We start from the raw sequence: 15119 nt of genomic DNA, 5'->3' as shown, positions 1-15119 counted from the left end.
GGACGCGGCCCCGTCCCTTTGCGCCCTTTGCCGGAAGGGTCCGCGAGGGGGCAGGCTGAGAACGTGAGGAGAACGCCCCCATGACCGAACCGCCCCCGCCCCAGCCGCCCCCCGTCGGCGGAGTCCTCTGGAGCGTCGCCGGGGACGTCCGGGGGCTCCTCATGCTGCCGTCCGCCCTGGCCCTCCAGGTCGCCCACCCCGCAGTCGGCGCCGGCGTCGACGAGCACTCCGTCTTCCGCACCGACCCCTGGGGCCGCGGCGAGCGCTCGTTGCGCTCCGCACTGCTCTGGGTGTACGGCGGCGAGGCCGCGGCGGAGGAAGGGCGCCGGCTCCGCAGGCTCCACCGGACCATCCAGGGCACGGACGCCCACGGCCGCCGCTACCACGCGCTCACCCCGTCCTACTACGCCTGGGTGCACGCCACCGGCTTCCCCGTCTACCACCACGGCCTGAGACTGCTCCACCGCCCGCTCACCGAGGCCCAGGAGCGGCAGCTGTACGCCGAGTGGCTCCAGGTCGGGCGCATCCTCGGCATCCACGACCGGGACATGCCCCAGACGGTCGAGGAGTTCTGGCCGTACTACCGCAAGATGCTCGGCGAGCTGGAGGCCACCGTCGTGCTGCGCGAGCTGGTCGCCACCGACCAGTCGGTCCCGCCGCCCGACCGCGGCCCCCTGCCGCTACGGCTGCTGCTCAGGGCGCTGTGGCCGGTGATCCTGCCCCGCCTCGCCCGCTTCCGCGCCTTCGTCACCGTCGGCCTGATGCCCCCCGACGCCCGCGAGGCCGTCGGCCTGGAGTGGACCGACGCACAGGAGCGCAGGCTCCGCCGCTTCGCCCGGTTCGTACGGGCCGTGGTGCCCGTGCTCCCCGAACGGCTCCGCTACCTCCCCCTCGCCCGCAAGGCCCGCCACGAGGCACGCCGGGCGGCCGGGCTCAGCGCGACAGACCCCCGCGCCTGATCACCTCGGCGTACCAGCGCGCACTGTCCTTCGGCGTACGGCGCTGGCTCGGGAAGTCCACGTGGACGATCCCGAACCGCTTGCCGTAGCCGTAGGCCCATTCGAAGTTGTCCAGGAGCGACCAGAGGAAGTAGCCGCGCAGGTCGGCGCCGTCGGCGAGCGCGCGGTGCGCGGCCGCCAGGTGGGCGTCCAGGTACGCCACCCGCTCGGGGTCGTGGACCCCACCCTCCGGGTCGGCGTAGTCGTCGTACGCGGCGCCGTTCTCGGTGATCAGCAGCGGGACGCCCGGCAGCTCGTCGCGCAGCCTGACCAGCAGCTCGTGCAGGCCGTCCGCGTCCACCGGCCAGTCCATCGCCGTACGCGGCCCGGGCGCGGGCTCGAACCGCACCCGCTCCGGCGCACCCGGATACGGCGACGGGGACTCCGAGACGCCGGCGCCGACCACGGCCGGCGTGTAGTAGTTCACGCCGAGCGAGTCGATCGGCGTGGAGATCACTTCCAGGTCGCCGTCCCGGACGAAGGACCAGTCCGTGATCCCCGCCGTGTCCTCGACCAGATCGGCCGGGAGGCGGCCGTGGAAGACCGGGTCGAGGAAGATCCGGTTGGCGACGGCGTCGATCCGGCGGGCCGCGTCCTTGTCCTCGGGGGAGTCCGACAGCGCCCTGATCGCGTGCAGGTTGAGGGTCAGCGAGAGCTCCGCCGAGGCGGGCACGGCCGCGCGCAGCGCCCGGGCGGCCAGGCCGTGGGCCAGATTGAGGTGGTGGGCGGCGCGGAGGGCGGCGGCGTCGTCGGTACGGCCCGGGGCGTGGACCCCGGAGCCGTAGCCGAGGAAGGCCGCGCACCAAGGCTCGTTGAGGGTCGTCCAGGTGGCGATCCGGTCGCCGAGCGCCTCGGCGGCGATCCCCGCGTACTCGGCGAAGCGTTCCGCCGTCGCCCGCTCCGGCCAGCCGCCCCCCGCGGCGGAGCCGCTCATGTCGACGGTCTCGAGCTCCTGGGGCAGGTCCCAGTGGTAGAGCGTGGCGACCGGTCGGATCCCTGCCTCCAGCAGCTCATCGGCGAGCGCCCGGTAGAAATCCAGCCCCTTCTGGTTGGCCGGGCCGCGCCCGGTCGGCTGGACCCGGGACCAGGAGAGGGAGAAGCGGTAGTCCGTGAGGCCCAGCTCCTTCATCAGGGCCACGTCCTCGCGCACACGGTGGTAGTGGTCGGCCGCGATGTCACCGGTGTCACCGTTGCGCACCTTGCCCGGCGTACGGCTGAAGGTGTCCCAGATGGACGGGGTACGGCCGTCCTCGGCGGCGGCTCCCTCGATCTGGTAGGCGGCGGTGGCCGCGCCCCAGCGGAAGCCGTCAGGGAAGAGAGCGTTCATGGAGGGAGAACTCCTGTGAGAGGAAGAAGGGACGGTCGGCCGGAGACGACAGCGCCGCCCGGGGGAGACCGGCCCGGGGCGGCCATGGGCTCAGCCCTTGACGGCGCCCTGCATGATGCCGCCGACGATCTGCCGGCCGAGCAGGCCGAAGACGAGCAGCACGGGCAGCGTGCCCAGCAGGGTGCCCGCCATGATCACGGACTGGTCGTGGACGTAGCCGCCGCCGAGCTGACGCAGGGCGACCTGCACGGTCGGCTCCTGCGAGGACAGCGCGATGATCGGCCAGAAGAAGTCGTTCCAGGCGGCCATGAAGGTCAGCAGCCCGAGCACCGCCATGCCCGGTCGGGCCACGGGTATGACGATCGACCAGAAGATCCGCGCCGAGGAGGCCCCGTCGACCCGGGCCGCCTCGATCAGCTCGTCCGGCAGCGACTGCACCAGGTACTGGCGCATGAAGAACACCCCGAAGGCCGAGACGAGGCCCGGCAGGATCACGGACTGCAGCTGGTTCACCCAGCCCAGCTCGGCGATCAGCATGAAGAGCGGGATCACCCCGAGCTGCGGAGGGATCATCATCGTGCCGACCGTGATCGCGAGCAGCGCGCCCCGGCCCCGGAAGCGCAGCTTGGCGAAGGCGAACCCGGCCAGGGTGCAGCAGAGCACCGTACCGACGGTGATGGACCCGGAGACGATCAGCGAGTTGAGCAGAGCCTTCCCGATGTCCGCCTCCTCCATCACCGCCTCGAAGTTGCGGAAGAGGTTCGGCCCCGGCAGCAGCGTCGGCGGCACCTGCGCGAGATCGGCGTTGGAACGGCTGGCGGCGACGATCGTCCAGTAGAACGGGAAGGCCGAGACGAGGACGGCGAGGATCAGGATCGCGTACGTGATCCGGCCCCCGCGCCCGGTACGGCCGGCGACACGCGTGGTCACGCCCGGCCCTCCTTCCGCGAACGGCGCCGCACGATCAGGGCGTTGACCCCGACGAGGACGAGAATCAGCAGGAACATCAGCCAGGCGATGGCAGCGGCGCGGCCGAGATGGAAGAAGCCCCAGCCCTGTTCGTACAGATAGAGCCCGAGCGTCTGGTACTGGTGCGAGATGCCGCCCGAGATCGAGCCCTCGAAGAGCAGGGGCTCGCCGAAGAGTTGGGTGGCGCCGATCGTGGAGACGACGGTGGTGAAGACGATCGTGGGCCGCAGGCCGGGCAGGGTGACGTGGAAGAACTGCCGCCAGCGTGAGGCCCCGTCCATCTCCGCCGCCTCGTACAGCTCGGAGGGGATGGACTGCATGCCCGCGAGATAGATCAGCGCGTTGTAGCCCGTCCAGCGCCACACGACGATCGAGGAGACGGCGATCTGCGAGGCGAGCGTGCTGTTCTGCCAGTCGACCGGGCCGAGACCGACCAGCGAGAGCGCGTAGTTGACCAGCCCGTAGTCGTGCCCGAAGAGCTGGGCGAAGACGAGCGTTGCGGCGGCGACGGAGGTCGCGTACGGCAGCAGCATCGCCGTACGGAAGAACGTCCGGCCACGGAGCTTGTAGTTGAGCAGATGGGCGAGGCCGAGCGCCATGGCGAGCTGCGGCACGGTGGACAGGACCCCGATGGTGAACGTGTTGCGCAGCGCGGTCCAGAAGAACTCGTCGGTGAGCAGCGCCGTGTAGTTGCCGAAGCCGCGCCACTCCATGTCGCCGGGGGTCTGCAGCTCGACGCGGTAGAGCGAGACGAACGCGGTGTAGAGCAGCGGGAAGAGGCCGAAGGCCGCGAACAGGGTGAAGAACGGGGCGATGTAGGCGTACGGGACGAGCGCGGCCCGTCGGCGGCGGCGCGCCGGTCCGGAGGACCGGGCCGACGACGGCGGGACGGGCGCCGCCGTCGGCCCGGAGGCGGTCAGGGTCACGGTGCGGCCCTTCAGGTCGGATGAGCGGGTGTGCGGGAGGTGCGGGGCGGGGCGGGAGCCGGAGACCCGGCCCCCGCCCCCGGCGTCAGCCGACGGCGTTCTCGACGCCCTTCTGCGCGTTGGACCACGCCTTGTCGGGCGAGGTGCCCTTGCGCTCCACCTCGCTCAGGGCGTTGGTGATCTGGTCGGCGACGTTCTTGTCGTGGATCCCGAGCACCTGCACCGGGGCGGCCTTGGCCGCGTCGCCGAAGATCTGCCCGATCGGAGCCCCCGAGAAGTACGGGTCCGTCGCGCTCGCGACCTGGGAGATGGCGCCCGTCGAGGACGGGAAGTTGCCCTGCTTCTTGAACAGCGTGGCCTGCTGCTCGGGGGCGGTGAGCCACTTGATCAGCTCGTACGCCTCCTTCTTGTGCTTCGCCGCGCGCGGTACGGAGAGGTAGGAACCGCCCCAGTTCCCCGCGCCGCCGGGCAGCTTCGCGATGTCCCACTTGCCCTTGCCCGCGTCACCGGCCTGGCCCTTGATGTAGCCGAGCATCCACGCGGGGCACGGGAGCGTCGCGAAGGAGCCGGTGGAGAAGGCCTGGTTCCACTGCGGCGACCACTGGTCCAGCTTGGCGCTCAGACCCTCCTGCGCGGCCTTCGTCGAGGTCTCCCACGCCGTCTTCACGGCCGGGTTCTCGGCGTAGACGAGCTTCCCGGACGCGTCGTAGTACCGCTCCTTCTCCTGGCCGATCATGACCGCGTACAGGCTGCCGACGCTGTCCACCCAGGAGCTCTTGGCCGGAGCCTTGGCCTTGTACTGCCGACCGAGCTCCAGATAGCCGTCCCAGGTGGACCACTTCTGCGCCAACTCGGTGCGGTCCGTGGGAAGTCCGGCCTGCTTGAACAGGTCGGTGCGGTAGCACATGGCCTCCGGGCCGACGTCCGTGCCGAGGCCGAGGACCTTGCCGTCCTTGGTGGTCGCGGCGGACCACTTGGCGTCGGCGAACTCGCCCTTCAGCGCGTCCGCGCCGTACTTGGTCAGGTCCTCGAACTTGTCCGACTGCTGCTGGGTGACGGAGGCGATGCGGCCCACCTCGATGCCCTGCACGTCGGCGAGCCCGCCGCCGCCGGCCAGCCGGGTCTGGAGCGACTTCCAGTAGTCCTGCTCGTCCTCGGTGTCGGTCTGCTTGATCGTCACGTTCGGGTGGAGCTTCTCGTACGCGGCGTAGAGCCCGGCCTCCTTGTAGCCGAACGAGCCGAAGAGGTCGACGGTGATCGTGACCTTTCCGCCCGCGCTGTCGGACGTGCCGTCGGATCCGCCGGACCCGCAGGCGGCGAGCAGGGCCCCGGTCAGGACCACCGCGCCGATCCTTACGGCGGAGGTCGTTCTGGCGGCTCGGGCTGTGGGCATGGGAAGCCTCCGGTTTGAGAGCGCTCTCAGGAATGCGTCTGGAGCGTGCCTCCCGGCCCAGGTTCCCGTCAAGAGTCGAACGCGTAACAGCTCGGCCTCCGCGGGAACTTGTCCTCGCGCTTCAGGAGCCGTACACGGCGTATTCCGATGGGGGAAGGGTCAGGCCGAGGCACGTCGGACCAGTTCGGTGGCGGTGATCACAGGCTCGGGGATGCCCGCGCCGTCGAGGGTGCGCATGAGCAGCCGCACCATCAACCGACCCATGCCTTCGATGTCCTGATGGACCGTCGTGAGCGGCGGCTCGGTCGCCTCGGCCACCTGGCGCATGTCGTCGAAGCCGACGAGCGCCACGTCGTCCGGGACGCGTCGGCCGTGCTCGTGGAGCACGCGCAAGGCTCCCGAGGCCATCAGGTCGTTGGCGGCGAAGACGGCGTCCAGATCGGGGCGTCGGCGTAGGAGTTCGGCCATGGCGCGAGCCCCGCTCTCCTCCGTGAACGCCCCCTCGGCCACCAGCTCCGGTCCGGCGTCCGGCAGTTCGTCCCGGTATCCGTCGAGCCGGTCGAGCGACGAGGTCTGGTCGCCGGGGCCGGTGATGTGCGCGATGTTCCGGCGCCCCAGCGAGCGCAGATGGCGCACGGCGGCGCGGGCTCCGCCCCGGTTGTCGCAGTCGACGTACGGCACCGGTGGATCGCCCGCCGGCCCCGTCCAGCCGGGCCGCCCGCCGAAGACGGTCGGCACCTGGGCGCGCCGGACGATCTCCGGGAGCTGGTCGTCGTTGTGGAGCGAGAAGGCGAGCGCCCCGTCGACGTGTCCGCCTCCGAGGTACCGCGCGATCCGCTCGTGGTCGCCCGGCCCCTCCACCCACAGCAGGACCAACTGTGCGTCGTGCGCGGTCAGTTCGCGGCTGATGCCGCGCACCTGCTGCTCGAAGAACGGGTCGGAGAAGATCCGGAACTCGGGCTCGGCGATGATCACGGCGACGGCGCCGTTGCGCCGGGTCACCAGGGTGCGCGCGGCATGGTTGGGGACGTAGCCGAGCTCCTCGACGGCCACGCGCACCTTCTCCGCGAGCGCCTCACGGACCCCGGCGCCGCCGTTGACGACGCGGGACACCGTCGCCCGGGACACCCCGGCGCGCGCGGCGACGGCTTCCAGGGTCGGGCGCGTCCCGGACGTCGTTTCGCTCAAAGCTGGCTCCCCATGTACATGGTGGTGCGACGGTACTGACAGCGTCGAGGGTAACTCCTGGTGGGGCGGGCGAGGGCGGAGGGCGAAAGCGCTCTCAGCGCACGGCCGGCCGCAGGACGTCCACCTTCTGAAGTGCGCGGTGGCGATGGTGGGCCGCCGCGATCTCCGCGAGCGCCGGACGGTCGAGGGCCCGATAGGCCACGGCCAGCAGCTCGTGCGCGTACTCCTCGTGCTCCGCACGGCCGTACGACGCCCAGTGCAGGTCGCGTCCGAGCGCCAGCGCCTCCGCCGGATCGCCGGCGCCCGCCCGCCGCAGGGCCTCGTCACGGGCCGCCCGTACGCCCTCGGCGTCGTCGAGGAGCTTGTCCATGAACGTGCCGAAGCGGTACGGGTCGGCCGCGCCCAGCGGCGGACGGCCCAGGGCCGTCTCCCCGGCGGCCAGGGCGCCCGCCCCGTCCAGCGTCGTGATCCGGGCGGGGTCGACGGGCGGCCGCCCGTACACGTACGTCTGCGAGTACGCGAGCCCCGTCTCCGTGCGTTCCCCGGTCTCGAAGCCCGTCAGGACCGCCCGAAGCCGTTCCAGACCGGCGAGCCGGGCGGGCTCCGCGTAGTCCGCGTAGTCCCGCTCCGCCGCCTCGATCCGCGCCCGTACCGCCTCCAGCGGTGTGCGGTGGCGGCGTTCGATCTCCCCGCCGTCACGGGTGTAGTACGAGGCGACCGCGTCGCATGTCCGCCCGTCGTCCGACCAGAGGCCGAAGTGCAGCCCGTCGGAGCCCCCGTGCAGGAAGGTGAGGAACTCCGGCGGATCACGGTGGTAACGCCCGTGCACCCGCACGTCGAGGCCGTCCAGGGGGAGCGCCGACGGGTCCGCGAACAGGTCCGTCACCCCGCACGGCGCCAGCTCGAGCTCCTTCAGCGTCCGGTGTTCCTCGGGAGCGAGCGCCGCCAGGAAGTCCGTGAACCGGAAGTAGGACTCCGGGAGTTCGAGGCCCCACGCCGTCTCGACCCGCCGCGCCACGGCCTCCCGTACCACCGGGTCCCCGTACCGCTCGGTCCCTGCCTCCACCGCCATCGTCCGCTCCCGACTGTCCGCTGCGTACCGTCGGGAGCCTATCCAGGAGCGCGGACGCGCCCCGCCCCCGGGAGGGAGGGCGAGGCGCGCACGCTGGTTGCTCAGTGACCGCCGTGGCCCTCGCGTCCCTCGTGCTCGTGGATCGTGTTCGTCTCCGCGATCTTCTTCCAGGACTTCGGCTGCACCGGCCGAACCGGCTCGGCAGCGGCCGCGGCCGACCGCGCCGACACCCCCGCCTCGGCCGCCGTCGACGCGGCCGGCTTCACCGGCTCGTACAGCCAGGTGTCGAAGAGCGCGGCCAGGGGCTTGCCGGAGACGCGCTCGGCGTAGTTCACGAAGTCCTTGACGTCGGCGTTGCCGTAGGCGAACTCCGTCGGCCAGCCCTTGAGGATCGCGAAGAAGTCCTCGTCGCCGATCTCGTTGCGCAGCGCCTGGAGTGCCAGCGCGCCCCGGTCGTAGACGGCGATGTGGAACTGGTTGTCCGGCCCCGGGTCGCCCGGCTTGACCGTCCAGAACGGGTCCTCGGCGGCGCGGGTCCGGTAGACGTGGTCCGCCAGCTCCTGCGCCGTGCCCTCGCCCTCCTTCTCCGACCACAGCCACTGGCTGTAGCGGGCGAAGCCCTCGTTGACCCAGATGTCCTTCCACCGGTCGACCGAGACGCTGTCGCCGTACCACTGGTGCGCCAGCTCGTGGACGACCACCGACACGTTCGCCCCGTTGGCGAACTGCCGGGGGCTGTAGAACGGCCGGGTCTGCGTCTCCAGCGCGTAGCCGCTGGTCACGTTGGGGACGTAGCCGCCGAGCGCGTTGAAGGGGTACGGCCCGAAGACCTCCTCCAGCCACTCCGCGACCTCGGCCGTCCGCTCGATCGAGGCCCGCGCCGCCCCCGCGTTGTCGCCGAGGTCCTTGCTGTACGCGTTGAGGACCGGCAGGCCGTTCGCGGTCGTGTCCGTCGTGATGTCGAACTTGCCCACGGCGAGCGTGGCCAGATACGTCGCCTGCGGCTTGTTGGAACGCCAGTTGAAGCGGGTCCAGCCGAGCCGCGAGGACTGCGACTGGAGCACGCCGTTGCTGATGGCCTGCGTGCCGTCCGGCACGGAGACCGAGACGTCGAAGGTGGCCTTGTCCAGGGGGTGGTCGTTGGACGGGAACCACCAGGCGGCCGAGTCCGGCTCCTGGGCGGCGACGCCGCCGTCGGGCGTGCGGTGCCAGGCCGTCCAGCCCCCGATCTTCACCTCGGAGGGCTTGCCTGCGTAGCGCACGACGACCGAGATCGTCCGGTTCTTCTCCAGCGGGGCCGCCGGGGTGATCTCCAGCTCCTGCTCGCCGCTGGTGGTGAACCGGGCCTTCTTGCCGTTCACCCGCACCTCGCTGACCTTCAGGCCGAGGTCCAGGTTGAAGCGGGAGAGGTTCTGCTTCGTGGTGGCGAGGATCGTCGCCGTGCCCTGCAGGAGGTCGGTCGCGGGCTGGTAGGTCAGCCGCAGGTCGTAGTGGGAGACGTCGTAACCGCCGTTGCCACTGGCCGGGTAGTAGGGGTCGCCGATGCCCGATGCGCCCGGAACGTAGTCGGCGGCCGACGCCGGGATCGCCAGCAGGAGAGAGGCCGCGAGCGCGCTCGGAACGACAAGTCTGCGGTGCACGCAGAGCTCCTAACGTGTAAGAAGCGTGAATGCTGTTCGGTCCTTAGCGACGCTATTCAGCACCCGACGGCCCGTCACGTCCAGAGCACCTTCCTTCACACGATCGCCATTCGGCCGAAACGAACCCCTCCGCCTCTCGACGGCACTCTTTTGCTCGGGAGTTGACGGGGGTACGTTCCGCCCCATGCCGATACGCGTGCGGAGAACCCGCGGAGCCCATCTGTCGTGCAGAACCCTCGTCGTCGCCGCGACCGCGGCCCTGGTGGCCACCCTCGTCTCCCCGTCCGGCGCCTCCGCCCAGGCCGCCGCGACAGGGGCCCGGGAGTCCCGGCCGGTGTACTCCTACGGTGACGCGATACGCGAGTCCGTCTGGGTGGACACCGGACTCGACGGCGACGGCGACGGACGCACCGACCGGGTCGCCGCCGACATCGTCCGACCCCGCGAGACCGCGGCCACCGGCCGGAAGATCCCGGTCATCATGGACGCCAGCCCGTACTACGCCTGTTGCGGGCGCGGCAACGAGAGCCAGAAGAAGACCTACGACGCCGCCGGGAACCCGGTCCGGTTCCCGCTCTTCTACGACAACTACTTCGTGCCGCGCGGCTACGCCTTCGTCGCCGTCGACCTCGCGGGCACCAACCGCTCCGACGGCTGCGACGACGTCGGCGGCCGCTCCGACGTCCAGTCCGCCAAGGCGGTCGTCGACTGGCTGAACGGCCGCGCCCCCGGCTACACCTCCCGTACGGGCTCCGAGCGGTCAAGGGCCACGACCTGGTCCACCGGCAAGGTCGGCATGATCGGCAAGAGCTGGGACGGCACCGTCGCCAACGGGGTCGCCGCCACCGGGGTCGAGGGTCTGGAGACGATCGTCCCGATCGGCGCGATCTCCTCCTGGTACGACTACTTCCACTCCCAGGGCGCCCCGCTCTACAACGCCAACCCCAGCTGGCTCTCCGACTACGTCAACAGCCCCGACGCGAGGGCCCGTTGCGGCGCCGTCCAGGAGCGCATCACCGCCGGGACGCCGTACAGCGGTGACTGGACCCCGGCCTGGAGCGAGCGGAACCACGTCCCGGACGCCCGGAAGGTCAGGGCCAGCGTCTTCGTCGTGCACGGCCAGCAGGACCTCAACGTCCGCGCCAACCAGTTCGGCCAGTGGTGGGACGCCCTCGCCGCCCAAGGGGTCGAGCGCAAGATCTGGCTCTCCCAGACCGGCCACGTCGACCCCTTCGACTTCCGGCGCGCCGACTGGGTCCGAACCCTGCACCGCTGGTTCGACCATTACCTCCTCGGCCACGACAACGGCATCGACCGCGAGCCGATGGCCGACATCGAACGGGCCCCGGACCGCTGGACCACCGACCGCGTCTGGCCGCCGCGCGCCACCGAGTCCACCACCCTGCGCCCCGGCACGGGCCCGGAGCCCCGCTCCGGCACCCTCGGCCGGACCCCCGCCGGGCCGGGCACCACGGAGACGTTCACCGACGACCCGACACTGGGCGAGACCGACTGGGCCGCGCGGATCGACGCCCCGACCCCCGCCCAGGCCGGGTTCACCACCCAGCCACTCGCCCGTGACCTGCGGCTCTCCGGCTCCTCCACGGTGACCGTCACCGCCACCCCCACGACCTCGACCGCGCACCTGACGGCCGTACTCGTCGACCTCGGCCCCGACACCATCCGGGACTACGCGGCGCCCGGCGAGGGCATCACCACCCTCACCGAACGGTCCTGCTGGGGCGCGAGCACCGACGGCGACTCCGCCTGCTTCAAGGAGACCAAGGCCCGCACGGCCGACGTCGGGTACACGGTAGTCAGCAGGGGCTGGGCGGACCTGGGCACCTGGGCGGACCCCCGGAAGGGCCGCCCCCTCACCCCCGGCAGGGCGTACACGCTCACGCTGAAGCTGGCGGCCACCGACCACGTCGTCCCGGCCGGCCACCGGCTCGCCCTGATCGTCGGCGGTACGGACAAGGACCTCCTGGACCCTCCGTCGACGACCCCGACGCTCACCCTCGACCTCGCCAGGACGTCGGCGAAACTGCCGTTCGTCGGTGGCGCCGAGGCCTTCGCGCGGGCGACAGCCGGTACGGTCGACGCACGCTCGGCGCAGACCGGGCCCCCGCTCACCGGTGTCGGGCCCGCGCGGTCGGACATCCCCGTTCCGGGTGAGGTCCGATGACCCGCACACCGCGCCGCCGCTCCCGGCGCACGCTCGCCCTCGTCGCGGGCGTCACCGCCCTCGGCCTCCCGCTCGTCGCCGTGCCCGCCGAGGCGCACGGCGGAGCGGCCCCGTCGCCGCCCCCACGGACCGGTTTCGAGACCAGCCACGGCGCCCGGTGGACGACGGAGGCGGAGGAGGGGTCCTTCCTCGCGGCCGTCGACCGGGCGAGCGACCGGGTCGCGGTGCGGACGGTCGGCACGACGAAGCAGGGCCGTCCGATCCGGCTGGCCACGATCGGCAGGAGCGTGACCAGCCACGCTGCGGAGAGTCCGGGCGCGGCAGACCGGGGCAGGCCAGGTCAGGGCGCGGTCACCACCGTGCTCCTCGTCTGCACCCAGCACGGTGACGAACCCTCGGGCCGGGAGGCCTGCCTGACCACCGTCCGGGACCTGGCGTACGCACGGGACAAGGAGACCCTGCGCTTCCTCGCCCGTACGACCGTCCTCGTCGTCCCCACCGCCAACCCCGACGGGCGCGAGGCCGACACCCGGGGCAACGCCGACGGCGTCGACGTCAACCGCGACCACCTCGCCCTGAAGACCGCCGAGAGCCGGGCGCTCGCCACGCTCATCCGCGACCGGCGCCCCGAACTGGTCCACGACCTGCACGAGTACGACGGCACCTCGCCGTACTACGACAAGGACCTGCTCGCCCTCTGGCCGCGCAACCTCAACACCGACGCCCATGTGCACGACGAGGCCCACACCCTGTCGGAGTCCTACGTCCGGCCGGCGGCGGGTGTCGCCGGCTTCAGCAGCGGCGTCTACGGCATCTGGACCGACCCCCACACCGGGCAGCCCGTCAAGCAGGTCGCGGGCGACGGCCAGGAGCGCATCCTGCGCAACACGGCCGGCGTCAAGCACTCCGTGGGCCTCCTCGTCGAGACCCGGACCGAGGCGCTCACCCAGGCCGAGGCCGACGACGAGGCACGCAACCGGCGACGCCGGGTGACCACCCAACTCGTCGCGCTGAAGGGCGCGTTCGCGTACGTCGACGAGCGGCGCGGGCTCCTCGGCGCGGCCACGGCCGGGGCCCGCCACACGGGCTTCGCCGACCGGGGGCCGGTCCTGCTCGGCGGCGCCGACAACGACCCGGCCGAACCCGCCGAGATCCTCCAGGACCCGCCCTGCGGCTACCGCCTGGACGCCGCGCAGTACGCCGAGTTCGGCGACGAGCTGGCCCTGCACGGGGTCACGGTCCGGCAGGACGCCGACGGGGCGTTCGTCCCTCTGCGCCAGTCACAGCGCGCGCTGGTCCCCCTGTTGCTCGACGGGCGGGCGGAGTACCGGCTCACCACAGGACGGCCGGTGGAGGTCTGTTGACGGGCTGACGGGCTGAGTTGGTCCCGGAACTGACGCGTCACCTGTGGTACTGCTGCCTTACGGAGTGAGTTTGTCCCGTAATGCCGTGAAAGGTGCCACCTGTGTCGCAGGAAGATCAGAGAGCGGGGGAGCCCGAGCGCGGTGATGGCCGAGGAGGCCGGGAGGGGCTGTCGGTGACGGCAGACCTCCCGCGCCGCCCCGGGCACCACCCCAAGGCCCGGACGGACTGGATCGTGTTCGGTGTCACCGCCGTCCTCACCGTCGCCTTCGTGGTCTGGGGCGCCACGGCCACGGACAGCCTGGAGAGCGTCTCCAGCAAGCTTCTCGACGGGCTGATCCGCGACGGCGGCTGGGCGTTCATGCTCGCCGCCTCCGGCTTCGTGGTCTTCGCGCTGTGGCTCGCCATCAGCCGGTACGGCCGGATCACGCTCGGCCACGAGAGCGAGGGCCCGGAGTTCCGGACCGTGTCGTGGATCGCGATGATGTTCAGCGCGGGCATGGGCATCGGTCTGATGTTCTACGGGGTGAGCGAACCGCTCGCCCACTACGGCACCCCGCCGCCCGGCACCCACCCCGTCGACTCGGCCGAGCGGATGCAGATCGCGATGGCCACCACCCTCTTCCACTGGACCCTCCACCCGTGGGCGATCTACGCCGTGGTCGGCCTCGCGATCGCGTACTCCACCTTCCGGCGCCGCCGGCGGCAGACCATCAGCGCCGTCTTCGTCCCGCTGATGGGCAAGCGGGCGGCCTACGGGGGGCCCGGCCGGGTCATCGACATCCTGGCGATCTTCGCGACCCTCTTCGGCTCGGCCGCCTCGCTGGGGCTCGGCGCGCTCCAGATCGGCAGCGGCGTCGAGGAGTTGGGCTGGATGGAGCGGACCGGAACCGGGCTGCTCGTGGGCATCATCGCCGTCCTGACGGTCGCCTTCGTCGTGTCCGCCGTCTCCGGCGTCGAGAAGGGCATCCAGTGGCTGTCCAACACGAACATGGTGCTCGCGCTCGTGCTGGCCGTCTTCGTCTTCGTGGCGGGCCCGACGATCATCGTGCTCGACCTGCTGCCCACCTCGGTCTTCGCCTACCTCGGCGACCTGCCCCAGCTCGCCGGCCGGACCGAGGCCACCAGCGGCGACAACATCCACGCGTGGCTGGGCAGTTGGACGGTCTTCTACTGGGCGTGGTGGATCTCCTGGACGCCCTTCGTCGGCATGTTCATCGCCCGGATCAGCCGGGGCAGGACCATCCGCCAGTTCGTCGGCGGGGTCATCCTCGTGCCCAGCGTGGTGAGTCTGGTCTGGTTCGCCGTCTTCGGCGGCACCGCGATGAAGCTGAGCGAGGAGGGCCGGCTCGCGGCCGAGGCCACGCCCGAGGGGCAACTCTTCGGCGTGCTCCAGGAGTTCCCGATCGCCGGGACGATGAGCTTGATCGTGATGATCCTCGTGGGCATCTTCTTCGTGTCCGGCGCGGACGCCGCGTCGATCGTCATGGGCACGCTGTCGCAGCGCGGCTCCTTCGAACCGACCCGTCCGGTGGTCGTGTTCTGGGGCGTGGTGACCGGGGCCGTCGCCGCGATCATGCTCCTGATCGGCGACGGCCAGGGCGACGCGCTCGCGGGCCTGCAGAACCTCACGATCCTGGTGGCCGCGCCGTTCGTCCTCGTGATGCTCGGCATGTGCGTGGCCCTGATGCGGGACCTGCGCAAGGACCCGCTCATCGTCCGGGGCGAGGTGGGCGAGGAGGTCGTCGAACTCGCCGTGATCGCGGGCCACGAGAAGTACGACGGCGACTTCGAACTCCGCATCGGCCCCGGCACGAGCGCGCCGGGCGACAGCACCGGCGGCCGCTGACCGCACGACCGTGCGGCGGCATGACCGCACGAAGCGCGACCGCCGACGGCACGGCCCTGCACCGCCCCACCGGCGGAGACCGCCCGACCGGCAGGGGCGGGACAGGCCGCCCCGCGTACGGCCGTCCCGCGTACGGCCGTCCCGCGTACGGCCGTCCCGCGTACGGCCGTCCCGCGTACGGCCGTCCCGCGTACGGCCGTCCCGCGTACG

General features: G+C 71.8%; 11 protein-coding genes and 1 pseudogene. 5 read left to right on the top strand and 7 right to left on the bottom strand.

Annotated elements, in window-relative coordinates; translation table 11 throughout:
* The first annotated feature begins 80 nt into the window (after positions 1–80).
* Positions 81–959: an oxygenase MpaB family protein gene (locus ACWF79_RS30035; protein ID WP_453731315.1), complete on the top strand. Its 879-nt coding sequence runs from the start codon at positions 81–83 to the stop codon at positions 957–959.
* Here the strand turns inward: ACWF79_RS30035 and ACWF79_RS30030 are convergent.
* The 7 genes from ACWF79_RS30030 to ACWF79_RS30000 form a co-directional block, all read right to left on the bottom strand.
* Positions 934–2325, bottom strand: coding sequence for a GH1 family beta-glucosidase (locus ACWF79_RS30030; RefSeq protein ID WP_453731314.1), 1392 nt, complete (start codon positions 2323–2325; stop codon positions 934–936). The genes ACWF79_RS30035 and ACWF79_RS30030 overlap by 26 nt on opposite strands.
* A gap of 90 nt (positions 2326–2415) precedes the next feature.
* The gene (locus ACWF79_RS30025) at positions 2416–3255 is read right to left on the bottom strand and encodes a carbohydrate ABC transporter permease (protein WP_453731313.1); all 840 of its coding nucleotides are present in this window, start codon (positions 3253–3255) and stop codon (positions 2416–2418) included.
* A complete protein-coding gene (locus ACWF79_RS30020) occupies positions 3252–4220 on the bottom strand; it encodes a carbohydrate ABC transporter permease (RefSeq protein ID WP_453731312.1) in 969 nt (322 codons plus the stop codon). Before ACWF79_RS30020 ends, ACWF79_RS30025 begins: the two co-directional genes overlap by 4 nt.
* Positions 4221–4305: 85 nt before the next feature.
* Positions 4306–5613: an ABC transporter substrate-binding protein gene (locus ACWF79_RS30015; RefSeq protein ID WP_453731311.1), complete on the bottom strand. Its 1308-nt coding sequence runs from the start codon at positions 5611–5613 to the stop codon at positions 4306–4308.
* A gap of 159 nt (positions 5614–5772) precedes the next feature.
* The gene (locus tag ACWF79_RS30010) at positions 5773–6801 is read right to left on the bottom strand and encodes a LacI family DNA-binding transcriptional regulator (RefSeq protein ID WP_453731310.1); all 1029 of its coding nucleotides are present in this window, start codon (positions 6799–6801) and stop codon (positions 5773–5775) included.
* Between the two features lie 94 nt (positions 6802–6895).
* The gene (locus ACWF79_RS30005; RefSeq protein WP_453731309.1) at positions 6896–7873 is read right to left on the bottom strand and encodes a hypothetical protein; all 978 of its coding nucleotides are present in this window, start codon (positions 7871–7873) and stop codon (positions 6896–6898) included.
* A gap of 101 nt (positions 7874–7974) precedes the next feature.
* Positions 7975–9513, bottom strand: coding sequence for a M1 family metallopeptidase (locus tag ACWF79_RS30000; RefSeq protein WP_453731308.1), 1539 nt, complete (start codon positions 9511–9513; stop codon positions 7975–7977).
* 184 nt (positions 9514–9697) lie between these two features.
* Between ACWF79_RS30000 and ACWF79_RS29995 the strand changes: the two genes are divergently transcribed.
* The 4 genes and pseudogenes from ACWF79_RS29995 to ACWF79_RS29980 form a co-directional block, all read left to right on the top strand.
* Complete coding sequence (locus tag ACWF79_RS29995; RefSeq protein ID WP_453731307.1) at positions 9698–11698, top strand: Xaa-Pro dipeptidyl-peptidase; 2001 nt, start codon at positions 9698–9700, stop codon at positions 11696–11698.
* The gene (locus ACWF79_RS29990; RefSeq protein ID WP_453731306.1) at positions 11695–13062 is read left to right on the top strand and encodes a M14 family metallopeptidase; all 1368 of its coding nucleotides are present in this window, start codon (positions 11695–11697) and stop codon (positions 13060–13062) included. Before ACWF79_RS29995 ends, ACWF79_RS29990 begins: the two co-directional genes overlap by 4 nt.
* A 101-nt stretch (positions 13063–13163) precedes the next feature.
* Complete coding sequence (locus ACWF79_RS29985; RefSeq protein WP_453731305.1) at positions 13164–14909, top strand: BCCT family transporter; 1746 nt, start codon at positions 13164–13166, stop codon at positions 14907–14909.
* 20 nt (positions 14910–14929) lie between these two features.
* Positions 14930–15119 (top strand): annotated as a pseudogene (locus tag ACWF79_RS29980) (DNA-binding response regulator); the annotation flags it as partial.

The organism is Streptomyces sp. NPDC054975 (genome assembly GCF_053609105.1).
The sequence above is the reverse complement of the archived record's forward strand: the minus strand, read 5'-3'. Positions and strand labels throughout refer to the sequence as shown.

Coding starts and splice junctions, on each gene's coding strand:
- ACWF79_RS30035 (WP_453731315.1), top strand. CDS start 81: ATGACCGAACCGCCCCCGCCCCAGCCGCCCCCCGTCGGCGGAGTCCTC.
- ACWF79_RS30030 (WP_453731314.1), bottom strand. CDS start 2,325: ATGAACGCTCTCTTCCCTGACGGCTTCCGCTGGGGCGCGGCCACCGCC.
- ACWF79_RS30015 (WP_453731311.1), bottom strand. CDS start 5,613: ATGCCCACAGCCCGAGCCGCCAGAACGACCTCCGCCGTAAGGATCGGC.
- ACWF79_RS30005 (WP_453731309.1), bottom strand. CDS start 7,873: ATGGCGGTGGAGGCAGGGACCGAGCGGTACGGGGACCCGGTGGTACGG.
- ACWF79_RS29995 (WP_453731307.1), top strand. CDS start 9,698: ATGCCGATACGCGTGCGGAGAACCCGCGGAGCCCATCTGTCGTGCAGA.
- ACWF79_RS29990 (WP_453731306.1), top strand. CDS start 11,695: ATGACCCGCACACCGCGCCGCCGCTCCCGGCGCACGCTCGCCCTCGTC.